Raw genomic sequence first — 22,814 nt, 5'->3', positions numbered from 1 at the left:
CTGTGCGATTGATTCTCAAGTGCTGATCGCCATTAGTTAGGCCCGATGGAGCCTGGTCTGGCTTGCCAATCGATATTCATTTGATATTATCCGCGCCATCGAATTTGCAGCACCCCAAGACTTCATTAGCCTGAAGACACAAGCCCGAAAAACGGGCAAAAAAAGACCCGGCAAAAAGCCGGGTCAAAAACCGTGATTAGCCTGATGAGGAGATAGTCCAGAAGACCGACCTAAGGTCTCTGGTCCATCGACTGATCTCGCGACCAGCTGCTTGCAATAATAATCATTATCATTTGCAAGTCAAACGTTTTTATCTGCGCGATGGGAAAATTCTTTCCTGTCCGCCCGTACCTTGTCCGCCGTGACTTCGTCGTTGTCGATCGAATGGTCGACCATCGCCCGCGCCATATCCACCATGTGTACCACCGAGAAGGCCAGGTCGCGATTCGTGCCTTGCAGGTTTTCTGCCGCCTTGAACGCTGTGGCGGCTGCACATCGCAACAAGTCCGAGGCGTGCACCAGTGCTTCCTCGCCACTGAGATGGTTTTTGACATCGAAAAAACGTTCGTCCGTCTCGGATTTCGAAACAGTCGGTTTCAAGTAGTAGTCCAGCGCTCGCTGTGCCGCGGCGTTACCTTGAGGCGAGGTGAAGCTGGTGTCGATTTGCAGATCGGGCAGGTCTTTGCTGCTGATGTTCATCATGAGAAGGCACTCCATGTTCATTTGAAAGTCCGTTTCCCTAGAATAGTACCACCTGTATTTGTGACGAGAATTTAAATACTACAATATGTGTTTTGCTGGTCGAAGACGTCCGCGTAAGGTGCGGCACATGGATAAATGGATTGAGTTGGTCAAGGCCAAGATGAGTGAACTCAAAGTCACTCAAACAGAGCTCGGAGAGCGCGTCGGCATGTCCCAGGGCGGGATCGGTCATTGGCTGAACAAGCGTCGCGAACCCGGTGTTACCGAAATGAATCGCGTGCTCAAGGCGCTGGGAATGGACTTCCTCGAAGTCGTGCTGGTGATTCGCGAACCGCAGCCCGCCGCGGATGACGAGATGCCGCTGGCGCAGAAGTACAACCCGTACTTCCGTTACCCGGTTTGCGATTGGCGTGCACCGTGCGAAGTGCGCGACGCTGCGGCGAGCTATCCCGGAGCATCAGCGAAGCAGCGCTTCGAACTCACGGATTACCACGCTCGCGGCGGTGCGGCGTTCTGGCTGACGGTGACGGGGGATTCGATGACTGCGCCCAGCGGCCAGAGCATTGCCGAGGGCATGCTGATTCTGGTCGACCCGGAGCTGGAGGCGGTGCCTGGCAAACTGGTGATCGCCCAGTGGCCGGACAGCGAAGAAGCGATTTTCCGCAAACTCGACGAGCAGGCCGGCCAGCGTTACCTGGTGCCGCTCAATCCAACCTGGCCGAAAACCCTGCTCACCGATGAATGCCGGATTATCGGCGTGGTGGTTCAGGCAACCGCGCGTTACTGAGTGGATCGATCCTCGCTCAAGGCCAGGATCGATCCTTTCATTTCACTGTTCTTCCAGCTCCACCAAAGCGCTGCCTTCGCTGACCATATCGCCTTCCCGGCAGTACAGCGCTTTGACCACCCCGGCGTGCGGAGCGCGGATGCTGTGTTCCATCTTCATGGCTTCGAGCACCACCAGTTGCGCCCCGGCCTCGACCGATTGGCCCACTTCGACCAACACACGCACGATGCTGCCGTTCATTGGTGCGGTCAGACCGCCCTGATGGCTGTGGCTGGCTTCAACGGCACTGATCGGATCGAACGCTTCGATGCGCCGCAACTCGCCTTCCCATTCCAGGTACAACGCGCCACCCTGATGAATCGCCCGCAATGTGCGGCGCACGCCGTCATGCTCGACGACCAGCGCTTCGCCCAGCAGTCTGGCGTGGGCCGCCGCTCCCAATGTCAGTGCGCGATCCTGCCCCTCGCAACTCAGATGTAAAGTGATTTCTGCCGGCAAGCCTGCCCGCAGACCACCGCCGCAAGACCATGGTGAGGCGGGATCATCTGCCCGCGCACGCTTGGGCAAACTCTGCGCAAACGCCTGCGCCGCCGCCCGCCAGAACTCATCGCTCAATGTGCCTGGTGCAGGCAGCAATTGCTCCTGATAGCGCGGGATAAACCCGGTATCCAGCTCTGCCGCCGCAAATGCCGGATGCGCGATGATCCGGCGCAGGAAATTGATGTTGGTCTTCAGCCCGCCAATAGCAAACTCGCCGAGCATGCTCAACAGACGCAAGCGTGCCTGTTCGCGATCTTCGCCCCAGGCAATCAGTTTGCCGAGCATCGGGTCGTAGAACGGCGATATCTCGTCACCTTCCTCAACGCCGCTGTCGACCCGCCGCCCTGGCCCTTGCGCCGATTCGCGGTACAAGTGCAGACGCCCGGTGGCCGGGAGGAAATCATTCGCCGGATCTTCGGCATACAAGCGCACTTCAATCGCATGACCGTTGAGCGGCACCTGCGCCTGGGTAATCGGCAGCGCTTCCCCACGGGCGACGCGGATCTGCCAGGCGACCAGATCGAGCCCGGTGATTGCTTCTGTTACCGGGTGCTCGACTTGCAGCCGCGTGTTCATCTCCATGAAGAAAAACTCGCCGCGCGCATCCAGCAAAAACTCCACGGTGCCGGCGCCGACATAACCGATCGCCTGCGCCGAACGCACAGCCGCTTCGCCCATTGCCCGGCGCAACTCGGGCGTCAGGCCCGGCGCCGGGGCTTCTTCGACGACTTTCTGGTGCCGACGCTGGATCGAGCAGTCGCGCTCGTTGAGGTACAGGCAGTTGCCGTGCTGATCGGCGAACACCTGAATCTCCACATGACGTGGCTTGAGCAAATACTTTTCCACCAGCATCCGCGAGTCGCCAAATGACGATTGCGCTTCGCGCTGCGCCGAGGCGAGGGCTTCGGCCAATTGGCTGACATCCTCGACCACTTTCATGCCTTTACCACCGCCGCCGGCCGTGGCCTTGAGCAGCACCGGATAACCGATGCGTTCGCAGGCTTCGCGGAAGGTGTCGAGGTCCTGCGCTTCGCCGTGATAACCCGGCACCAGTGGCACGCCAGCCTTTTCCATCAGCGCCTTGGCGGCGGATTTGCTGCCCATCGCATCGATGGCCGAGGCGGGCGGGCCGAGGAAGATCAGTCCGGCGGCTTCGATGGCGCGGGCGAATCCAGCGTTTTCCGAGAGAAAGCCGTAGCCGGGATGAATCGCCTGGGCACCGCTGGCCTTGGCGGCGGCGATCAACTTGTCGATTTGCAGATAACTCTCAGCGGCCTTGCTGCCGCCCAGATCAACACGGATATCGGCTTCACGGCTGTGCCGCGCATCGCGGTCAGTGGCGCTGTGCACGGCGACGGTAGTCAGGCCCAAGGCCTTGGCGGTGCGCATCACCCGGCAAGCGATTTCGCCGCGGTTGGCCACCAGCACAGTGGTAATCACAGGTGCGCTCATCAACGCGACTCCTTGGTGGATGCGGCTTGCCAGTTCGGTGGGCGTTTTTGCAGAAAGGCGCGCAAGCCTTCCTGGCCTTCAGGGCTGACGCGAATCCGCGCGATGGCATTTTCGGTGTAACGGCGCAGGGCCGGGGTCAGCGCGCCGTTGCCGACTTCGCGCAGCAGATCTTTGCTGGCGCGCATGGCGGCGGGGCTGTTGAGCAACAGGTTGTCGATCCACTGTTCGACCTGTTGCTCCAGTTCAGTGGCGGGATAGCTTTCCGACAATAAGCCGATCTCCCGCGCCCGCTGGCCGCCGAAGCGCTCGGCCGTCAGTGCATAACGCCGCGCCGCCCTTTCACCGATTGCCTGCACCACGAACGGGCTGATCACCGCCGGCGCCAGGCCGATGCGCACTTCCGACAGGCAGAACTGCGCGTCATCGGCGCCGATCGCCATGTCACAGCAACTGATCAAGCCCAGCGCACCACCGAACGCCGCGCCCTGAACCACGGCCAGCGTGGGGATTTTCAGTTTGGCGAGGTTGTACATCAGCTCGGCGAGTTCGCGGGCGTCATCGAGGTTGGTGTGGTAATCGAGCTCCGCCGATTGCTGCATCCACGCCAGGTCTGCGCCGGCGCTGAAATGCTTGCCACGCCCGCGCAGGAGCAGGAAACGCAGGCTCGAGTCGCTCGCGACCTTGTCGATGGCCAAGATCAGCTCGCGGATCATCTCGGCATTGAAGGCGTTGTTTTTCTCGGCGCGGTTGAGCCACAGCGTCGCGAAACCGCGTGGATCGGTTAGCAGTTCGAGGGTATTGAAGTCGTTCATCAGATTCTCCCCATCACATCCGGAACACGCCGAAGCGGCTCGGTTCGATTGGCGCGTTCAACGACGCGGACAAGGCCAGGGCCAGCACATCGCGGGTCTGCGCCGGGTCGATGACGCCGTCGTCCCACAACCGCGCGCTGGAGTAGTAGGGGTGACCCTGTTCTTCGTACTGATCGAGAATCGGCTGCTTGATCTCGCTTTCCTGCTCGGCGCTGAACGCCTGACCGCTGCGTTCGGCCTGTTCGCGTTTGACCTGCACCAGCACACCGGCGGCCTGTTCGGCACCCATCACGCCAATTCGCGCGTTCGGCCACATCCACAGAAAACGCGGATCGTAAGCACGACCACACATGCCGTAGTTGCCGGCACCGAAACTGCCGCCAATGATCACGGTGAATTTCGGCACCTTGGCGCAGGCCACCGCGGTCACCAGTTTGGCGCCGTGCTTGGCGATGCCGCCGGCTTCGTACTTCTGGCCGACCATGAAACCGGTGATGTTCTGCAGAAACAGCAGCGGGATGCCGCGTTGGCAGGCCAGTTCGATGAAGTGCGCGCCTTTCTGCGCGGCTTCGGCGAAAAGGATGCCGTTATTCGCCAGGATCGCGATCGGGTAGCCGTGCAGATGCGCGAAACCGCAGACCAGGGTGGTGCCGAACAGCGCTTTGAATTCATCGAACACCGAGCCGTCGACCAGTCGCGCAATCACTTCGCGCACATCGAATGGCTGCTTGGCGTCAGCCGGAACCACGCCGTACAACTCGTCGCTGGCGTACAGCGGCGCGATCGGCGTGCGTTGCTGCACCTCGCCGAGCTTGCGCCAGTTGAGGTTGGCGACGCTGCGGCGGGCAAGGGCGAGGGCGTGTTCATCGTTCTCGGCGTAATGGTCGGCCACGCCAGAAGTCTTGCAATGCACATCGGCACCGCCGAGGTCTTCGGCGCTGACCACTTCACCGGTCGCGGCTTTCACCAGCGGCGGGCCGGCGAGGAAAATCGTCGCCTGGTTGCGCACCATGATCGCTTCGTCCGCCATCGCCGGCACGTACGCGCCGCCGGCGGTGCACGAGCCCATGACCACGGCGATCTGCGGGATGCCCATGGCGCTCATGTTGGCCTGATTGAAAAAGATCCGCCCGAAGTGCTCGCGATCCGGAAACACTTCGTCCTGACGCGGCAGGTTGGCACCACCGGAATCCACCAGATAAATGCACGGCAGGCGATTCTGCTGGGCGATGGTCTGCGCGCGCAGGTGTTTTTTCACGGTGAGCGGGTAATACGAGCCACCTTTCACCGTCGCATCGTTGGCGACGATCATGCATTCAACGCCTTCGACGCGACCGATCCCGGCAATCACCCCGGCGGCCGGGACGTCTTCGCCGTAAACCGCATGGGCGGCGAGTTGGCTGATTTCGAGAAACGGCGAGCCCGGATCAAGCAAGCGGTTGATACGCTCGCGCGGCAGCAATTTGCCGCGCGAAGTGTGACGCTCCTGGGCTTTGGCACCGCCACCCTGCGCCACTTGGGCGAGGAGGGTGTGCAGCGCGTCGACCTGTTTGAGCATCGCCGCGCTGTTGGCGGCGAACTCCGCTGAACGCGGGTTGAGCTGAGTGTGCAGAATCATGGGGCTTACTCCGTAAGCAGCTTCTAGCTACAAGCGGCAAGTCGGGGCAAGAGCGCGGTTCTCTTGCAGCTTGAAGCTCGCGGCTTGCAGCTGCCGAAATTCATTTCGTCTCGTTGAACAGTTCACGGCCGATCAGCATGCGCCGGATCTCGCTGGTGCCGGCACCGATTTCGTAGAGCTTGGCGTCGCGCAGCAGGCGGCCGGCGGGGAATTCGTTGATGTAGCCATTGCCGCCGAGAATCTGGATCGCGTCGAGGGCCATTTGCGTGGCGCGCTCGGCGGTGTAGAGAATCACCCCGGCCGCGTCCTTGCGCGTGGTTTCGCCGCGTTCGCAGGCCTGGGCCACCGCGTACAGATAAGCGCGGCTGGCGTTGAGCTGGGTATACATGTCGGCGACTTTGCCCTGGATCAGCTGGAACTCGCCGATGCTCTGGCCGAACTGCTTGCGGTCGTGGATGTACGGCACGATCAGGTCCATGCACGACTGCATGATCCCGGTCGGCCCGCCCGAGAGCACCACGCGTTCGTAATCGAGGCCGCTCATCAGCACTTTCACGCCACCGTTGAGCACACCAAGGATGTTCTCTTCCGGCACTTCGACGTCATCGAAAAACAGCTCGCAGGTGTTGGAGCCGCGCATGCCGAGCTTGTCGAACTTGTTGCTGCGGCTGAAGCCTTTCCAGTCGCGCTCGACGATGAATGCAGTGATGCCGTGCGGGCCTTTTTCCAGATCGGTCTTGGCGTAGATCACGTAGGTGTTGGCGTCGGGGCCGTTGGTGATCCAGGTTTTGCTGCCGTTGAGGACGAAGCGGTCGCCGCGTTTGTCGGCGCGCAGTTTCATCGAAACCACGTCGGAACCGGCGTTAGGCTCGCTCATCGCCAAGGCGCCAACGTGCTCGCCGCTGATCAGTTTCGGCAGGTATTTGCTTTTCTGTTCGTGATTGCCGTTGCGGTTGATCTGGTTGACGCAAAGGTTGGAGTGCGCGCCATAGGACAACGCCACCGACGCCGAGCCACGGCTGATTTCTTCCATCGCCACCACATGCGCCAGATAACCCAGACCGGCGCCGCCGTACTCTTCCGGCACGGTGATGCCGAGCAGGCCCATGTCACCGAATTTGCGCCACATGTCGGCGGGGAACAGGTTGTCGTGGTCGATCTGCGCGGCACGCGGGGCGATCTGATCGACGACGAAGGACTGCACCTGATCGCGCAGCATGTCGATGGTTTCACCGAGGGCGAAATTCAGGGATGGATAGCTCATGGGTCACCTTTTGGCTTTTTTATCGGGTGCAGCGCACGACGAGTCGGCGCTCAGCTTTACGTTAACGTAAAGCTTCCACAGTTCGACTGTCAATCGGCTTTACGTAAGCGTCAACTTGGGCGAGAGTAAGGGCAGTTCAGGATCAGATATCGGTTTGTTTCTGGTGGGAGCGAGCCTGCTCGCGAAAGCGCTTTATCAGTCGCCATCAAGGGTGAATGACGCAGCGTATTCGCGAGCAGGCTCGCTCCCACACGGATTCAAAACCGGGAAAACCCACTAATAAAGACAATAGGGGTCATCATGGATCAACCCAGCGCAAACCGGCAGCGTAGCTACAGCCGTGGTTCTCAGGACAAGGCTTTGCTGGCGATGACCATCGGTCAGCGTTTCGATCAGACTGTCGCACAACACCCGGACGGCGAGGCGCTGGTGGTGCGCCATCAGCAGTTGCGTTACTCCTGGCGGCAACTGGCCGAAGCGGTGGATGAGCAGGCCAGAGCGTTGCTCGCACTGGGTTTGCAGACCGGCGATCGCCTCGGCATCTGGGCGCCGAACTGCGCGCAGTGGTGCATCACCCAGTTCGCCACGGCGAAGATCGGCGTGATCCTGGTCAACATCAATCCCGCCTATCGCAGCTCCGAACTCGAGTACGTGCTCAAGCAATCCGGCTGTCAGTGGCTGGTCTGCGCCGGAGCGTTCAAGACCTCGAATTACCACGCAATGCTCCAGAGCCTGGCGCCAGAATTGGCCGAGCACGCCATCGGTCACCTGCGCAGCGAACGCCTGCCGGAGCTGCGCGGCGTGATCAGCCTCGATGCCAATCCGCCGCCCGGTTTTCTGCCGTGGTCGCAGCTCAGCGATCTGGCGGTCAGCGTCTCGCCCGATCAAATGCGTGAACGCAGTGCCAGCCTGCATTTCGATCAACCGGTGAACATCCAGTACACCTCCGGCACCACCGGTTTTCCCAAGGGCGCGACCCTCAGTCACTACAATATTCTCAACAACGGTTACATGGTCGGCGAAAGCCTCGGCCTGAAGGCTGCCGATCGTCTGGTGATTCCGGTGCCGCTGTATCACTGCTTCGGCATGGTCATGGGCAACCTCGGTTGTGTCACCCACGCCAGCACGATGATTTACCCCAATGACGCCTTCGATCCGGCGCTGACCCTGCAAGCGGTAGCCGAAGAACAGGCCACGGCGCTGTACGGTGTGCCGACCATGTTCATCGCCATGCTCGATCAGCCGCAGCGGCAGACCTTTGACCTGTCGAGCCTGCGCACCGGAATCATGGCCGGCGCCACCTGTCCGATTGAGGTCATGCGCCGTGTGATCAATGAAATGCACATGAGCGAAGTGCAGATCGCCTACGGCATGACCGAAACCAGCCCGGTGTCGCTGCAGACCGGGCCAGCGGATGAGCTGGAGCTGCGCGTCACCACGGTCGGGCGCACCCAGCCGCAACTGGAAAGCAAGATCATCGACTCTGCTGGCCACCTCGTGCCGCGCGGCACCATCGGCGAATTGTGCACGCGCGGTTACAGCGTGATGCTCGGTTACTGGAACAATCCGCAGGCCACCGCCGAAGCCATCGACGATGCGGGATGGATGCACACCGGCGATCTAGCGAGCATGAACGAGGAGGGTTACGTCAACATCGCCGGGCGTAACAAAGACATGATCATTCGTGGCGGCGAGAACGTTTACCCCCGTGAGCTGGAGGAGTTCTTCTTCACCCATCCGGCGGTGGCCGACGTGCAGGTGATCGGCATTCCGTGCTCGCGCTACGGTGAGGAAATCGTCGCCTGGATCAAATTCCACCCCGGTCATAGTGCCTCGGAGCTGGAGTTGCAAACCTGGTGCAAGGAACGCATCGCCCATTTCAAGACACCGCGTTACTTCAAGTTCGTTGAGGCGTTTCCGATGACGGTGACGGGCAAGATCCAGAAATTCAGGATGCGGGAGATCAGTATCGAGGAGCTGAAAACAATCGAGGGATAACCACATCTTCTGTGGGAGCGAGCCTGCTCGCGAATGCGTTGTGTCATTCAGCGCAAATGTGTCTGGCACACCGTTTTTGCGAGCAGGCTCACTCCTACAGGGGATCGGGGTGTTTTCAGGAATCACAGAAAGCACAAAGGGGAGCCGAAGCTCCCCTTTAATTTGTCGTTGCGTGCTCTTTTTATTATTGAGGGTCGGTCTGTTGTTGTTTTTGGCAACCGTGGCCCTGTACAGCTTTTTGGCGACCCCCATCCGGGGTCAAGAGCAAACGTATTTTTTTGAGCGCTGATCTGCTTTCTCGTTTAACGATCCAACCGATTCGGGAGCTACCTGAAGGTAGTTTTATTGTTCTCTGCCCGGTTGCGGGTCACTCCTGAGAGCACCCTGAAAAGCACACCTTCTCCAAAAAATCTGTTAGCTGCGTCTCTGCCGTGTTGTTCTTGTTATGTCAGAGTCGTTTCGTCTTGTTTTTATTGGTTTGCGGCTTTTTATTCTTGTTATGCGATAGAGATAGCAGGTGTCGTGCCAACTTTTAAAAACCTTTATAAATCAACAGCTTATTTTTTTCAGGCTTTTTCGACTCCAGGCAAAGCCAGACAATTTGTTTCCGTGTTACTCGCATTTGCCCACATCGCTGACGCAGCGGTAACACTCACTGCGCGCTGCGCGCCTGGGCCACCCGCGAACCGCTCGGGCGGCCGAGCACTGCGCTGATCTGCTGGCCCGCGGCAATCAAGGCGTCCAGGTCGATACCGGTCTCGATGCCCAGGCCATCGAGCAGGTACACCACGTCCTCGGTGGCAACGTTACCGCTCGCGCCTTTGGCGTACGGGCAGCCGCCGAGGCCGGCGATAGAGCTGTCGAACACCGCAATGCCTTCGAGCAGGCTGGCGTAGATGTTAGCCATGGCCTGGCCGTAGGTGTCGTGAAAATGCCCGGCGAGTCTGTCCCGTGGCACCTGCGCCGAGACCACCTCGAACAGACGTCGGGTCGCGCCCGCCGTGCCGGTGCCGATTGTGTCGCCCAGCGACACTTCGTAGCAGCCCATCGCGTACAGCTCGCGCGCGACCATCGCCACTTGCTCCGGCGCAACGGTGCCTTCATACGGGCAGCCCAGCACACAGGACACGTAACCGCGCACGGTAACGCCGTGTTGTTTCGCCGCTTCCATGATCGGCGCAAAGCGCGCCAGGCTTTCGCTGATCGAGCAGTTGATGTTGCGCTGCGAGAACGCCTCGGACGCCGCAGCGAACACCGCGACTTCCTTGACCCCGGCGGCGAGCGCGTCTTCAAAGCCGCGCAGGTTCGGTGCCAGCGCGCCATAGATGACGCCGGGCTTGCGCTGAATCTGCGCGAACACCTCGGCGGAACCGGCCATTTGCGGTACCCATTTCGGTGAGACGAAACTGCCGACTTCGATATAGCCCAGACCTGCAGCGCTCAGGGCATCGACCAGTTGCACCTTGTCAGCGACGCTGATCGGCTGGGCTTCGTTCTGCAGGCCATCGCGCGGGCCGACTTCGATCAGGCGTACTTGGGAGGGGAGGGACATGGGCGGGATCTGCCTGTTTTTTTTGAATTCACGAAGAACCCTGTGGGAGCGAGCCTGCTCGCGAAAGCGGTGGATCAGTCACCGTTAATGTTGGATGACAGAATGCATTCGCGAGCAGGCTCGCTCCCACAGGGCACCAATATTTGCTAGACCGCCTGCTGGCTCTTGAGCGTCTGCTCCAGCGCCTGCACGCAGCGCTCTTCGGCCGTATCCAGCTCGAGCTTCATCTGTTCGATATCCAGCAATTGCTGCTCGAGCTGTTCGCGGCGTTCGCTGATTTTCGCCAGCATGCTGTTGAGCTGCTTGGTGTTGCCGCCGGACGGGTCGTAGAGTTCGATCAGCTCGCGGCATTCGGCCAGGGAAAAGCCGATGCGCTTGCCGCGCAGGATCAGCTTGAGGGTGACCTTGTCGCGCGGCGAATAGATGCGTTCCTGGCCACGACGCTCGGGGCTGAGCAGGCCTTGCTCTTCATAAAAGCGGATCGCCCGGGTGGTGATGTCCAGCTCGCGGGCGAGGTCGGAAATGCTGTAGGTCTGACTGCTCATGAAAGCGCTCGGAAAAGGGGCATGGCGCTAAGCTAATCGGTGGTTTACGTTTACGTCAAGAAGGATGGTTGTGGGGTGTCTGTACAGGCCTCTTCGCGAGCAAGCTCGCTCCCACAGTGGATGTGTGTGAACACAGGATTTGTGTTCGACAGAAAACCCTGTGGGAGCGAGCTTGCTCGCGAAGAACGGTGACACGGTGTCGTGTCTTACACCTTCTCCAGCCTCTTCTCCTGCGCCGTCACCTGCTGGCATAACTCGATCATCTGCTCGCGCATCCAGCGGTTGGCCGGGTCCTGGTCGGTGCTTTCGTGCCAGTACAAATGCGTTTCCACCGACGGCACATCATTCACCGGCAAATTGAACGATTGCAGGTCATGACGGCGGGCGAAGCGTTCCGGCACGGTCATGACCATGTCGGTCTGCTGCATCACTTGCGAGGCCATCAGATAGTGTTGCGAGCGCAGGGCGATCTTGCGCTGGATGCCCATTTTGCCCAGCGCCAGATCGACATAGCCCAACCCGCTGCGGCGGCTGGAAATATGGATGTGGGTCAGCGACAGGTAGTCATCGAGGCTGAGTTTTTCCTTGCCCGCCATTGGATGGCCCTTGCGCATGGCGCAGACGTAACGGTCGTCCATCAGCTTGACGTGGCGTACCTGCGGGTCGGTGTTGAGCGGCGCATCCACGGCGAAATCCAGACGCCCGGCCGCCAGTTCCTTGGTGGTTTCCCGGCGCTTGGACAGAAAGCTTTCGATGATCACCGTTGGCGCCAGGCGGCGCAGGCGCTGGAACAGTGGCGGCAGAATGATTGCTTCGGTCAGGTCGGTCATGCTGATGCGGTAAGTCTTCACCGCCTGCGCCGGGTTGAAGATGCGACTTTCCTGCACCGACACGCGCAGCAGCGACAGGGCGTTGCGCACCGGGCCGATGATGTTCTGCGCCATCGGTGTGGGCACCATGCCTTGCGCGGTGCGCACGAAAAGCGGGTCGTTGAAGGTCTCGCGCAACCGCGCCAGGGCGTTGGACACCGCCGGCTGGGTGATGCCGACAATCTGCCCGGCGCGGGTCAGGTTGGCTTCGGTGTAGATCGCGTCGAAGACGATGAAAAGGTTGAGGTCGACCTTGCTCAGGTTCATAACGCGGCTTCTCTTGTTATTAAGTGCAAGTGTTTTGGGGCTGACAATCAGCCGATCATATATCGGTGATGAATGTTTATACACGCCGAGAATAGGCTAGGTAAATTATGAGTGCTGTTCTAGCATCGATTGCATGACTTGAACAACCTCTGCCCGAGAAGGTAACTACCCATGGATTTCGCTTATTCGCCCAAGGTGCAAGAACTGCGTGAGCGCGTGACTGCGTTCATGGACACTTACGTTTACCCGGCCGAGGCGGTGTTCGAACGCCAGGTCGCCGAGGGCGACCGCTGGCAGCCGACCGCGATCATGGAAGAGCTCAAGGCCAAGGCCAAGGCTGAAGGCCTGTGGAATTTGTTTCTGCCTGAGTCCGAGCTGGGCGCTGGCCTGACTAACCTTGAATACGCGCCGCTGGCGGAAATCATGGGCCGTTCCCTGCTGGGGCCGGAGCCGTTCAACTGCTCGGCGCCGGACACCGGCAACATGGAAGTGCTGGTGCGCTACGCCAACGAAGAACAAAAACAGCGTTGGCTGGAACCGCTGCTGCGCGGCGAGATCCGTTCGGCGTTCGCCATGACCGAGCCCGACGTGGCGTCTTCCGATGCGACCAACATGGCCGCCCGTGCCGTGCGCGATGGCGATCAGTGGGTGATCAACGGCAAGAAATGGTGGACCTCCGGCGCCTGCGATCCGCGCTGCAAAATCCTGATCTTCATGGGCCTGAGCAACCCCGACGCACCGCGTCACGCTCAGCACTCGATGATCCTCGTGCCGGTCGATACCCCCGGCGTGAAGATTGTCCGTCCGCTGCCGGTGTTCGGTTACGACGACGCACCGCACGGTCACGCCGAAGTGCTGTTCGACAACGTGCGCGTGCCGTACGAAAACGTCCTGCTGGGTGAAGGACGCGGCTTCGAAATCGCCCAGGGTCGCCTTGGCCCAGGGCGGATTCACCACTGCATGCGTTCGATCGGCATGGCCGAACGTGCGCTGGAACTGATGTGCAAACGCTCGGTGAGCCGCACCGCGTTCGGCAAACCGCTGGCGCGTCTGGGTGGCAACATCGACAAGATCGCCGACTCGCGGATGGAGATCGACATGGCGCGTCTGCTGACGTTGAAAGCGGCGTACATGATGGACACCGTCGGCAACAAAGTGGCGAAGAGCGAGATCGCGCAGATCAAGGTTGTGGCGCCAAACGTCGCCCTGCGGGTGATCGACCGGGCGATCCAGATGCATGGCGGGGCAGGGGTGTCGAACGATTTCCCGCTGGCCTATATGTATGCGATGCAGCGCACCCTGCGTCTGGCCGACGGCCCGGACGAAGTGCACCGCGCGGCGATTGGCAAGTTTGAGATCGGCAAGTATGTGCCGAAGGAGATGATGCGCAGCGAGCGCTGATCCGTGATACCAGCCTGATCGTTCCCACGCTCTGCGTGGGAACGCATCCCGTGACGCTCTGCGTCACAGTGGACGCGGAGCGTCCATGGCGGCGTTACCACGCAGAGCGTGGGAACGATCAGTGCTGATCAATACACCCAAACCTCAACCCGCCGATTCTTGATCCGTCCCTCATCCGCGCTGTTGGTGGCCACCGGCATCAGCGCACCAAAGCCGCGTACTTCGCGCATGACCACACCGTTTTTGACCAGCTCGCGACGCACCGCCATTGCCCGCAGCTTGGACAGCAGATCAGCCCGCGCCGGGTCATCCTTCAAATCGCCAAACCCCACCAGCGTCACCGCCCGCTCGGTCTTGCCATTGCGCTTTATATAGTCGAGCACCCGCGCCAGATCCTGCCGCGCCTTGTTGTCCAGGCTGGCACTGCCCTCGGCAAAACGGAAATTCACTGTCAGACGCTGGGCATGCCGGCTGAGGGATTGGTAACCCTCGGGCATCAGCGCATTCGGCGCCACGCTCATGGCTTGCACGGTCTGGCTGACAAAGCCGCTGGCCGCAACGATCGCCTGACCCTGGGGGCTCTGCGCGAACGCGGCTAACGCCTGCACCCACGGATTGCGGCTGTCCGGCGGCAGATAAAAGAACAAACGCCGCGACAGCGGATAGTCTTCGGTGGCGATCAGACTGTTCAGCGGCAGCATCGCTTGCGAGGCGCCATCGGCAATCGCCACGGCTTTGGCCTGACGCACGTAAGGCAAGCCGATAAAACCGATACCTTGCGGATCCGCGCTGACCGCGTCGGACAATTGCTCGCTGGATTCGAAACGTTTCGCTGTGTTGCTGAGACTTTTCCCACGCCGGCTCAGGACGAGCTCCTTGAACGTGTCGTACGTCCCGGACTGATCATCCCGCGCATATAAATGGATGGCGCCGCCACGGCTACCGAGCTCTTCCCAGGTTTTCACTTCGCCGGCAAAAATCCGCGCCAATTGCTCGGTGTCCAGCTGCTGCAATGGATTGGCCGGGTTGAGGATGATCGCCAGGCCGTCGATGGCAATGACTTGCTCGGCCGCTGGGCTTTTCAGATCCCCGAGGGCTTGCAGGGCAAGCAGTTCGCTGTCCTTGATCTCGCGGGAAGAGGCGGCCAGATCGGCGCTGGCGTTTTTCAACGCGGCGAAACCGGTGCTGGAACCGTGGGCGGCGACTTCGATGATTACCCGTTGCCCTTGCGCGGTCTGGCCGACGAGGCGTTGTTCGTTGGCGGTATCCGGGGTTTCGCGGTGGATTTTCAGCAGGCCTTGTTCCTGCAACAGGCCTTCCACCAGCGCCGGGCCGAGTTCGGCGCCGATGGTGTTGGAGCCCTGAATGCGTAATGCCGGGCCGTTTTCGGGGATCGGCAGGGCGGCGGCGGACACCGACAGCCAGCCACTCAACAGGAAAACGCAGAGAACACGCAGGGTCATGCCGGCACCGAATCAAGCCAAGGGGATTGCCGGGGAGATTAAGTCAGGCGCGTGACCGAAATATGACAGGGATTGAAGGGTGTAAATATCAATTGTGGGAGTGAGCTTGCTCGCGAAGGCGGCGTATCAGCGACATATCTGATTACTGACACTCCGCCTTCGCGAGCAAGCTCGCTCCCACAGGGATCTCAGGCAACTCGCGGATCAGGCCAATTCAAGCCAGATCGGCGCATGGTCCGAGGGCTTTTCCATGCCGCGCAGTTCGTAGTCCACCCCGGCATCCTTGACCCGTGGCAGCAGGCCATGGGAGGCCAGAATCACATCGATGCGCAGGCCACGCTTGGGCTCATCTTCGAAACCACGGCTGCGGTAGTCGAACCAGCTGAACATGTCGGTCACCTCGGGGTTGAGGTGCCGATAGCTGTCGGTCAGGCCCCAGTTCTTCAGGCGCGCCATCCACTCGCGTTCTTCCGGCAGGAAGCTGCATTTGCCGGTTTTCAGCCAGCGCTTCATGTTGTCCGGGCCGATGCCGATGTCGCAGTCTTCCGGGGAAATGTTCACATCACCCATCACCACCAGTGGCTGTTCATTGTGGAACTGGCTTTCCAGCAGCGCTTGCAGATCGCTGTAGAAACGCTGCTTGGCGGGGAATTTGGTCGGGTGGTCGCGGCTTTCACCCTGTGGGAAATAGCCGTTCATGATCGTCACCGGCACGCCATTGGCATCAGCGAAAGTGCCCCAGATAAAGCGCCGCTGCGCGTCTTCTTCATCCGTGGCGAAGCCTTTATGGATCGCGATCGGTTCGTTGCGCGAGAGCAGGGCGACACCGTAATGGCCCTTCTGGCCATGGAAGTGCACGTGGTAGCCGAGGGCGCGGATGTCTTCGAGGGGGAACTGGTCGTCGTGAACCTTGGTTTCCTGCAGGCCGATCACGTCGGGCTGATGTTTTTCGATCAGCGCTGCCAGCTGATGCGGACGGGCACGCAGTCCGTTGATGTTGAAGGAAACAATCTTCATGGTCGGCAGTCCTGGCAAAAGGGCGATGCTAGCTGACATGGGGGAGATGGGCCAGTGTGGGACAAATCATTTTGGCCTGTGGGATTTGTAGCGCTTGTCCCGGCCCCATCGCTGGCAAGCCAGCTCCCACAGGTTTCTGTGGTGTATGTAAATGTTGTGAACGACGCAGACACTGTGGGAGCTGGCTTGCCAGCGATGAGGCCCGCCCCAGTCGATGAAGATCCGAGGCTGGTCTAACCTGTCAGGTGAACCACCACATCCGCCCAAGGTTCGTACCAACAAGCGCGCCTGCCACCGAGCGCGCCCCCGGGGAGAATCACTGCAATGCCTGAAACCCAGTTCGCCGTCGCCGACATCCACATGCTCGACCGCGGCTATTCCCGCGAAGCCCGCTCGTTGCTGTATCAGGCCTATCGCCACGAGCCGACCTTCGGCTACCTGTTCGAAGCCGAACGCCCGGGCTATGAACAACGCGTGCGCGCGACGGTGCGCGAGCTGGTCAAACAGCATTTCCTTCAGGACCTGCCGGCGATCGGCCTGCTGGTCAACGATCGCTTGATCGGCATCGCCCTGATCGCACCTCCGCAACGGCGCCTGGGCGTTACCGAAAGCTGGGCTTGGCGCTTGCGCATGGTGCTCAGCACCGGGTTTCGCTGCACCCGGCGTTATCTGGAATATCACGCTGCCGTCGCCGCGTGCGTGCCCGGTGATTCGGTGCACATGCTGCCGTTACTCGGTGTCCACCCGCAGTTTCAGGGCAAGCACTACGGCGAACAGTTGCTCACTGCCGTGCACAACTGGTGCGCCGTCGATGAAACCTCGCAAGGGGTGGTGCTCGACACCGGCAACCCGCGCTACCTGGAATTCTATAAAAGGCAGGGTTATCAGGAGATCGGCGAGGTTGCCGTCGGGCCGGTGCGCGAACACGTATTTTTCCACGCCAATCCGCAGGTGTTACAAACAGCAACGGGATAATGATCGAACTTCTTCACAAATTACCTGTTCTATCAGGCTCCCGAGCCCGTGATAGCATCCGCGCCTATGAAGTTTCCACGAAGATTTACCAGCGGCGTGCTGATGCTGTTATCCAGCTGCGCGGCGCTGGCGCAAAGTGAATTGGATGTACGGATCAAGCCGTCCAACGATGAACTCAAGGCCAATATAGAAGGCTATATCGGCAGCCTCGGCGATCGCGACGAAGAAGCCTTGCTGCGCTTCAGTCGCGGTGCCGAAGAGCAGGCGCGCAAAGCGGCCCAGGCGCTGGGCTACTACCAGCCGCAGATCGACAGCGACGTCAAGGGCGGGGAAAAACCGCGTCTGGTGCTCAACATCGATCCCGGCGAGCCGATCCGCCTGCGCAACGTCACCGTACGTGTCGATGGCCCGGCGGCCTCGCTGAAATCCTTCCGCGTACCGAAAGGCGACCTGCTCAAGTCCGGCGCCGTGCTTAACCATGGTCGTTACGAAGACGCCAAACGGGTGATCCAGAACCAAGCCTCGCGCTTCGGTTACTTCAGCGGCCATTTCACCAGCCAGAAACTCATGGTCGATCCCCGCGCGGGCGTGGCCGACATCGAATTGATCTACGACAGCGGCCCGCGCTATGCGTTGGGCAATGTCAGTTTCGAGGGCGACACGCCATTCGACGAAGACCTGCTGCAACGCATGGTGCCGTTCAAGGCAGGCGAACCCTACGATTCAGAACTGATCGCCGAACTCAATCGCGACCTGCAATCGAGCGGCTATTTCGAAGGCGTGCGCGTCGACGCGGCGCCGACGGCGGCAAAAAATGACGTCATTCCAGTCGAGGTCAAACTCGACACGCGCAAGCCGCGCACCATGGGTCTGGGCCTTGGCTACTCGACCGACGTCGGCCCGCGCATCAAAGCCAACTGGACGCGTCACTGGGTCAATCCGCAGGGCGACAGTTACGGCTGGGAAGCTGAACTCTCGGCGCCCCGGCAGAACGTCGGGCTGTTCTATGACATCCCGCTCGACCCGCCACTGACCGACAAACTGCGCTGGGCCGGCGGCTATCAGTTCGAAGACATCGAAGGCTCCGACACCCTCAGCAAACTGCTGACCTTCGGCCCGGAATGGCACAGCAAGTTGCCCAGCGGCTGGCAGCGGGTGATCTCGCTGAAATGGCAACGTGAAGAATACGAACTCGGCGACGACTCCGGCCTGAGCACGTTGCTGATGCCCGGCATCAGTTATTCGTACCTCAAAAGCGACAACCGCATCGATCCGCGCAACGGCTATCGTTTGAGCTTCGAAAGCAAAGTGGCCAAGGAAGGTCTCGGCTCCGACAACAACCTTTTATATGGCACCGCGCTGGTCAAGGGCCTGACCACGGTGTTCGACAAGCACCGCTTGCTCGGCCGCGTGCAGGTTGGCGGCAGCGCCACCAACGGCTACAACTCGATTCCGCCGTCTCTGCGCTTTTTCGCCGGTGGCGATCAGAGCGTGCGCGGTTACGACTACCAGAGCCTGTCGCCAAAAAACTCCGACGGCGACCGCATCGGTGGCCGTTACATGATTGCCGGCAGCGTCGAATATCAATATTCGATTGCCGAGAAATGGCGTGTGGCGACCTTCGTCGACCAAGGCAACTCTTTCAACAAACTCGAACTGCCCGACCTCAAGACCGGGGTCGGTGTGGGTGTGCGCTGGGTCTCGCCGGTCGGGCCGATCCGCCTCGACCTCGCTCGGGCGCTGGACGATGACGGCGGCTTTCGCTTGCACTTTTCCATGGGGCCTGAGCTGTGAAGCGTGGTTCGAAAATAACAGCGCTGACTTTGTTGGCGCTGGTCTTGTTGATCGTCTTGAGCCTGGCCGCACTGCTTGGCACGCAGGCCGGCAGTCGTTGGGCGTTGGGCCTGGTGCCGGGCCTGAGCGTGGAGAATTTCCATGGTCGCCTCGCTGGGCAGTGGAGCGCCGATCACCTGGTGTGGCAGCAGGACACCAGCCGTGTCGAGCTGAACAAGGCGATCTTCGCCTGGTCGCCACTGTGCCTGACGCGCATGGCCTTGTGCATCGATCAGCTCAAGGCCGAGCAGGTGATCCTGCAATTCCCGCCGAGCGAAGCAACCACCGACAGCGGCCCGATCAAACTGCCGGACCTGCAATTGCCTGTGGCCATCGAACTGGGCGATGTTGAGGTCGGCAGCCTGTTGTTCAACGGCAGCGAACAGCTCAAGGGCTTGCAACTGGCGGCGCACTGGACCGCTCAGGGCCTGCAGATCGACAGCGTGAAATTGCAGCGCGACGAACTCAGCCTGAACCTGTCCGGCCTGCTGCAACCGAGCGGCAACTGGCCGCTGAAAATTCAAGGTGATCTGACCTTGCCCGCGCCCGGCAGCGAGCCGTGGACCCTGGCGCTGAAAGTCGACGGCGATCTGTTGAAAACCCTCAACCTGCACGCCGACAGCCGTGGCTACCTCGATGGCCAGTTGAACGGCGAGTTGCAAGCGCTGGCGGAAAACCTGCCAGCAAAGGTGCGTATCACCAGCGACGCGTTCAAGCCGAGCGCCGATCTGCCGGACACTCTGCAATTCAATCAGCTGGTGCTCACGGGCGAAGGCGACCTGAAAAACGGTTATCAACTGCTCGGCAACGCAACGTTGCCCGCCGAAAAATCGCCGGTGGCGCTGTTGCTCAAAGGCAACGTCGACGCCACTGGCGCGCAGATCGCCGGGCTCGACCTCAACGCCAACGACAAGCAAAGCCTCAAGCTCACCGGCAACGTCGACTGGAGCAAGGGCCTCAGCGCTCAGGCCAACATCAACTGGCAAGACTTCCCGTGGCATCGGCTCTATCCGGAAATCGACGAGCCGCAAGTCGCGTTGCGTACTTTCACTGGCGAAGTGTCCTACACCGACGGCCAGTACCTCGGTAATTTCGACGCTGCGCTGGATGGCCCGGCCGGCGCGTTCACCTTGAGCAGTCCGTTCAGCGGCAGCCTCGAACAGATCGCCTTGCCGCAACTGGTCATGCAGGCCGGGCAGGGCAAGGCCGAAGGGCACGTGAATGTGCGCTTCGCCGACGGCATCGCCTGGGATACCGCGCTGGACCTGTCGGCGCTCAACCCGGCGTACTGGGTCGCGGAACTGCCGGGCACTCTGGCCGGGCCGTTGAAGAGCAAAGGCGAGATGAAGAATGATCAGCTCAGCCTCAACGCCGACCTCGATCTCAAAGGCAAGCTGCGCGGCCAACCGGCAATCCTGCAGGCCAAGGCGGACGGCGCGGGCGAGCGTTGGAACCTCAACGCCCTGCAGATCCGTCTCGGCGACAACAGCATCAACGGCAAGGGCAGCCTGCAGGACAAACTCGGCGGCCAGATCGACATCAAACTACCGCGTCTGGCCCAACTCTGGCCGCAATTGCGCGGGCAGGTCAACGGTCAGGTCAGCGTCGCCGGCACGCTGAAGGCACCGCAAGGCAAGCTCGATCTGCAGGGCTCGCAACTGGCCTTTCAGGACAACCGCCTGCAAAGCCTCAACCTCGACGCCACGCTCGACAGCGCGCAGCGGGCGAAGATCAATCTCAAAGGCAGCGGCATTCAGACTGGCGATACCTCGTTGGGCACTCTGACCGCCAGTGCTCAGGGCGATATCAAAAGCCAGAAACTCAACCTCGACCTGATCGGACCGAAGCTGAAACTGGCGCTGGGTCTGGACGGTAATCTCGACAAAGGAAACTGGCGCGGTCGCTTGGCCAGTGGTGACATTCAAGCCGGTGGCCAGGACTGGAGGCTGCAAAGCCCGGCCAAGCTGGAACGTCTTGCGGACGGCCAGATCAATTTCGGCGCGCATTGCTGGCTGTCCGGCAACGCCAGCCTGTGTGGCGAGGACCAGCGCCTGATGCCCGAGCCGAAGCTGCGTTATCACCTCAAGCAATTCCCGATCGAAAGCCTTGCGCAATGGCTGCCCAAAGACTTCGCCTGGCAGGGTCGGCTCAATGCCGATCTGCAACTGGACCTGCCCGCGAGCGGCCCGAACGGCGTGGTCAGTGTCGATGCCAGCGGCGGCACCCTGCGCGTGCGTGACAAGGATCGCTGGCTGGATTTCCCCTACCAGACGCTCAAGCTCAGCAGCAAGCTCACGCCCAAGCGCGTCGACACCGAGCTCAATTTTGTCGGCGGCAAACTCGGCGAATTGATGGTGCAGGCGCAGCTCAATCCGCTGCCGAAAAACAAACCGCTGAGCGGCTCGTTCCGCCTCTCCGGCCTCGATCTGTCGGTGGCGCGGCCGTTTGTACCGATGGTTGAGAAACTCACTGGCCGCCTCAACGGCAGTGGCACGATCTCCGGTGGTTTGCTGGCACCGTTGGTCAACGGTACCGTGCAGCTCAGCGACGGCGAAGTGTCCGGCGCCGAACTGCCGATGGAGCTGCAGAACCTGCAACTGACCGCGGCGATCGCCGGCGAGTCAGTGCGCCTGGACGGTGGCTGGAACAGCGGCAAGACTGGCAAGGGCAGCCTCAACGGCAACGTCGCCTGGGGGCAGGCGCTGGTGGTTGATCTGGCGCTCAAGGGCACGCAATTGCCCGTCAGCGTCGAGCCCTATGCCAAACTGGAAATGGCTCCGGACCTGAAAATTTCCATGGCCGGCGATGAGCTGAAAGTTGCGGGCAAGGTGCTGGTGCCCAAAGGCGAAATCACCGTGCGCGAGCTGCCACCATCAACGGTGAAAGTCTCCGACGACACCATCATCGTTGGCGCGCAGACCGAAGAGGGCAAACCACCGATTGCGATGAAAATGGACATCGACGTGATCGTCGGCCAGGACAAGTTGAGCTTCGCCGGTTTCGGCCTGACCGCCAATCTGCAAGGCCAGGTGCACATCGGCGACAACATGGACACCCGTGGCGAACTCTGGCTCAACGACGGCCGCTATCGCGCCTACGGCCAGCGCCTGACAGTGCGGCGTGCGCGCCTGTTGTTTGCCGGCCCCATCGACCAGCCGTATCTGGACATCGAAGCGATCCGCCAGACCGACGACGTCATCGCCGGTATTCGCCTGAGCGGCAGCGCCGAACAACCGACCACGCAGATATTCTCCGAACCGGCGATGAGCCAGGAACAGGCGCTGTCGTACCTGGTACTGGGTCGTCCGCTGAGCACCAATGGCGAAGACAACAACATGCTCGCTCAGGCCGCACTGGGCCTGGGGTTAATGGGCAGCGCCGGAGTCACCAGTGGCCTGGCCAAGGATCTGGGCATCGAAGATTTCCAGCTCGACACCCAGGGCAGCGGCAACGACACCAGCGTCGTCGCCAGCGGCAACATCTCAGAGAAACTCAGCCTGCGCTACGGCGTCGGCGTCTTCGAACCGGCCAGCACCATCGCCCTGCGCTACAAGCTGAGCAAGAAGGTGTATGTCGAAGCGGCGAGTGGCGTGGCGAGCTCGCTGGATATTTTCTATAAGCGGGATTTCTAGGGCGAATTTCTGTCCTCGAACCGAGTTGCTCCAATCGCTGGCAAGCCAGCTCCCACAGGGTCTGCGTCGTGCACACTATCCATGTAC

16 protein-coding genes are annotated in these 22,814 nt (G+C 60.8%); 6 read left to right on the top strand and 10 right to left on the bottom strand.

The features are described from left to right. Positions 1 to 300: 300 nt before the first annotated feature. The gene (locus ACZZZ4_RS25930) at positions 301 to 699 is read right to left on the bottom strand and encodes a DUF6124 family protein (protein ID WP_129999697.1); all 399 of its coding nucleotides are present in this window, start codon (positions 697 to 699) and stop codon (positions 301 to 303) included. 130 nt (positions 700 to 829) lie between these two features. On the opposite strand from ACZZZ4_RS25930, the gene ACZZZ4_RS25925 reads away from it, so the two are divergent. Then, positions 830 to 1,489 (top strand): LexA family protein, encoded by a 660-nt coding sequence (locus ACZZZ4_RS25925; protein WP_463549144.1) that lies wholly within the window; start codon positions 830 to 832, stop codon positions 1,487 to 1,489. Positions 1,490 to 1,531: 42 nt separating this feature from the next. Here ACZZZ4_RS25925 and ACZZZ4_RS25920 read toward each other — a convergent pair whose 3' ends face one another. The 4 genes from ACZZZ4_RS25920 to ACZZZ4_RS25905 all read right to left on the bottom strand — a co-directional run bounded on the left by ACZZZ4_RS25920 (position 1,532) and on the right by ACZZZ4_RS25905 (position 7,175). Further along, entirely contained in the window at positions 1,532 to 3,481 is a 1,950-nt protein-coding gene (locus ACZZZ4_RS25920) for an acetyl/propionyl/methylcrotonyl-CoA carboxylase subunit alpha (RefSeq protein WP_463549143.1), read from the bottom strand. Then, positions 3,481 to 4,293: a gamma-carboxygeranoyl-CoA hydratase gene (locus tag ACZZZ4_RS25915; protein WP_415762049.1), complete on the bottom strand. Its 813-nt coding sequence runs from the start codon at positions 4,291 to 4,293 to the stop codon at positions 3,481 to 3,483. The genes ACZZZ4_RS25920 and ACZZZ4_RS25915 overlap by 1 nt, the downstream gene beginning before the upstream one ends. Positions 4,294 to 4,306: 13 nt before the next feature. After that, complete coding sequence (locus ACZZZ4_RS25910; protein ID WP_415762050.1) at positions 4,307 to 5,911, bottom strand: carboxyl transferase domain-containing protein; 1,605 nt, start codon at positions 5,909 to 5,911, stop codon at positions 4,307 to 4,309. A gap of 100 nt (positions 5,912 to 6,011) precedes the next feature. Next, the gene (locus tag ACZZZ4_RS25905; protein ID WP_463549142.1) at positions 6,012 to 7,175 is read right to left on the bottom strand and encodes an isovaleryl-CoA dehydrogenase; all 1,164 of its coding nucleotides are present in this window, start codon (positions 7,173 to 7,175) and stop codon (positions 6,012 to 6,014) included. A 300-nt stretch (positions 7,176 to 7,475) separates the two neighbouring features. On the opposite strand from ACZZZ4_RS25905, the gene ACZZZ4_RS25900 reads away from it, so the two are divergent. After that, the gene (locus ACZZZ4_RS25900) at positions 7,476 to 9,173 is read left to right on the top strand and encodes an AMP-binding protein (RefSeq protein WP_463549141.1); all 1,698 of its coding nucleotides are present in this window, start codon (positions 7,476 to 7,478) and stop codon (positions 9,171 to 9,173) included. Positions 9,174 to 9,825: 652 nt separating this feature from the next. Here the strand turns inward: ACZZZ4_RS25900 and ACZZZ4_RS25895 are convergent. From ACZZZ4_RS25895 to ACZZZ4_RS25885, 3 genes are all read right to left on the bottom strand, one after another. Then, a complete protein-coding gene (locus tag ACZZZ4_RS25895; protein WP_463549140.1) occupies positions 9,826 to 10,725 on the bottom strand; it encodes a hydroxymethylglutaryl-CoA lyase in 900 nt (299 codons plus the stop codon). A 146-nt stretch (positions 10,726 to 10,871) separates the two neighbouring features. After that, a complete protein-coding gene (locus ACZZZ4_RS25890) occupies positions 10,872 to 11,270 on the bottom strand; it encodes a MerR family transcriptional regulator (protein ID WP_039763349.1) in 399 nt (132 codons plus the stop codon). Positions 11,271 to 11,476: 206 nt separating this feature from the next. Continuing rightward, positions 11,477 to 12,406 (bottom strand): LysR family transcriptional regulator, encoded by a 930-nt coding sequence (locus ACZZZ4_RS25885; protein ID WP_133336840.1) that lies wholly within the window; start codon positions 12,404 to 12,406, stop codon positions 11,477 to 11,479. A gap of 171 nt (positions 12,407 to 12,577) precedes the next feature. Here ACZZZ4_RS25885 and ACZZZ4_RS25880 point away from each other — a divergent pair, with 171 nt between their 5' ends. After that, positions 12,578 to 13,807 (top strand): acyl-CoA dehydrogenase, encoded by a 1,230-nt coding sequence (locus tag ACZZZ4_RS25880; protein ID WP_463549139.1) that lies wholly within the window; start codon positions 12,578 to 12,580, stop codon positions 13,805 to 13,807. A gap of 128 nt (positions 13,808 to 13,935) precedes the next feature. Here ACZZZ4_RS25880 and ACZZZ4_RS25875 read toward each other — a convergent pair whose 3' ends face one another. Together ACZZZ4_RS25875 and xthA are read right to left on the bottom strand one after the other, a co-directional pair. Beyond that, a complete protein-coding gene (locus ACZZZ4_RS25875; protein ID WP_463549138.1) occupies positions 13,936 to 15,270 on the bottom strand; it encodes a substrate-binding domain-containing protein in 1,335 nt (444 codons plus the stop codon). 204 nt (positions 15,271 to 15,474) lie between these two features. Next, positions 15,475 to 16,287 carry an exodeoxyribonuclease III gene (xthA, locus tag ACZZZ4_RS25870; RefSeq protein WP_463549137.1) on the bottom strand — a complete coding sequence of 271 codons (813 nt, stop codon included), beginning with the start codon at positions 16,285 to 16,287 and terminating at the stop codon, positions 15,475 to 15,477. Between the two features lie 324 nt (positions 16,288 to 16,611). On the opposite strand from xthA, the gene ACZZZ4_RS25865 reads away from it, so the two are divergent. The 3 genes from ACZZZ4_RS25865 (at position 16,612) to ACZZZ4_RS25855 (ending at position 22,727) form a co-directional block, all read left to right on the top strand. After that, on the top strand, positions 16,612 to 17,262 hold the full coding sequence (locus ACZZZ4_RS25865; protein WP_129999574.1) for a GNAT family N-acetyltransferase: 651 nt from the start codon (positions 16,612 to 16,614) through the stop codon (positions 17,260 to 17,262). 66 nt (positions 17,263 to 17,328) lie between these two features. Then, a complete protein-coding gene (locus ACZZZ4_RS25860; RefSeq protein WP_310406444.1) occupies positions 17,329 to 19,056 on the top strand; it encodes an autotransporter assembly complex protein TamA in 1,728 nt (575 codons plus the stop codon). After that, positions 19,053 to 22,727: a translocation/assembly module TamB domain-containing protein gene (locus tag ACZZZ4_RS25855; RefSeq protein ID WP_463549136.1), complete on the top strand. Its 3,675-nt coding sequence runs from the start codon at positions 19,053 to 19,055 to the stop codon at positions 22,725 to 22,727. The genes ACZZZ4_RS25860 and ACZZZ4_RS25855 overlap by 4 nt, the downstream gene beginning before the upstream one ends. Positions 22,728 to 22,814 lie beyond the last annotated feature (87 nt).

It is taken from the genome of Pseudomonas sp. AC252 (genome assembly GCF_979258105.1).
Note: the sequence above shows the minus strand (reverse complement) of the source record. Positions and strands in the feature narration are given on the sequence as shown.

Coding starts and splice junctions, on each gene's coding strand:
- ACZZZ4_RS25890 (WP_039763349.1), bottom strand. CDS start 11,270: ATGAGCAGTCAGACCTACAGCATTTCCGACCTCGCCCGCGAGCTGGAC.
- ACZZZ4_RS25905 (WP_463549142.1), bottom strand. CDS start 7,175: ATGAGCTATCCATCCCTGAATTTCGCCCTCGGTGAAACCATCGACATG.
- ACZZZ4_RS25900 (WP_463549141.1), top strand. CDS start 7,476: ATGGATCAACCCAGCGCAAACCGGCAGCGTAGCTACAGCCGTGGTTCT.
- ACZZZ4_RS25930 (WP_129999697.1), bottom strand. CDS start 699: ATGAACATCAGCAGCAAAGACCTGCCCGATCTGCAAATCGACACCAGC.
- ACZZZ4_RS25865 (WP_129999574.1), top strand. CDS start 16,612: ATGCCTGAAACCCAGTTCGCCGTCGCCGACATCCACATGCTCGACCGC.
- ACZZZ4_RS25880 (WP_463549139.1), top strand. CDS start 12,578: ATGGATTTCGCTTATTCGCCCAAGGTGCAAGAACTGCGTGAGCGCGTG.
- ACZZZ4_RS25885 (WP_133336840.1), bottom strand. CDS start 12,406: ATGAACCTGAGCAAGGTCGACCTCAACCTTTTCATCGTCTTCGACGCG.
- ACZZZ4_RS25875 (WP_463549138.1), bottom strand. CDS start 15,270: ATGACCCTGCGTGTTCTCTGCGTTTTCCTGTTGAGTGGCTGGCTGTCG.
- ACZZZ4_RS25915 (WP_415762049.1), bottom strand. CDS start 4,293: ATGAACGACTTCAATACCCTCGAACTGCTAACCGATCCACGCGGTTTC.
- xthA (WP_463549137.1), bottom strand. CDS start 16,287: ATGAAGATTGTTTCCTTCAACATCAACGGACTGCGTGCCCGTCCGCAT.
- ACZZZ4_RS25910 (WP_415762050.1), bottom strand. CDS start 5,911: ATGATTCTGCACACTCAGCTCAACCCGCGTTCAGCGGAGTTCGCCGCC.
- ACZZZ4_RS25895 (WP_463549140.1), bottom strand. CDS start 10,725: ATGTCCCTCCCCTCCCAAGTACGCCTGATCGAAGTCGGCCCGCGCGAT.
- ACZZZ4_RS25860 (WP_310406444.1), top strand. CDS start 17,329: ATGAAGTTTCCACGAAGATTTACCAGCGGCGTGCTGATGCTGTTATCC.
- ACZZZ4_RS25920 (WP_463549143.1), bottom strand. CDS start 3,481: ATGAGCGCACCTGTGATTACCACTGTGCTGGTGGCCAACCGCGGCGAA.
- ACZZZ4_RS25925 (WP_463549144.1), top strand. CDS start 830: ATGGATAAATGGATTGAGTTGGTCAAGGCCAAGATGAGTGAACTCAAA.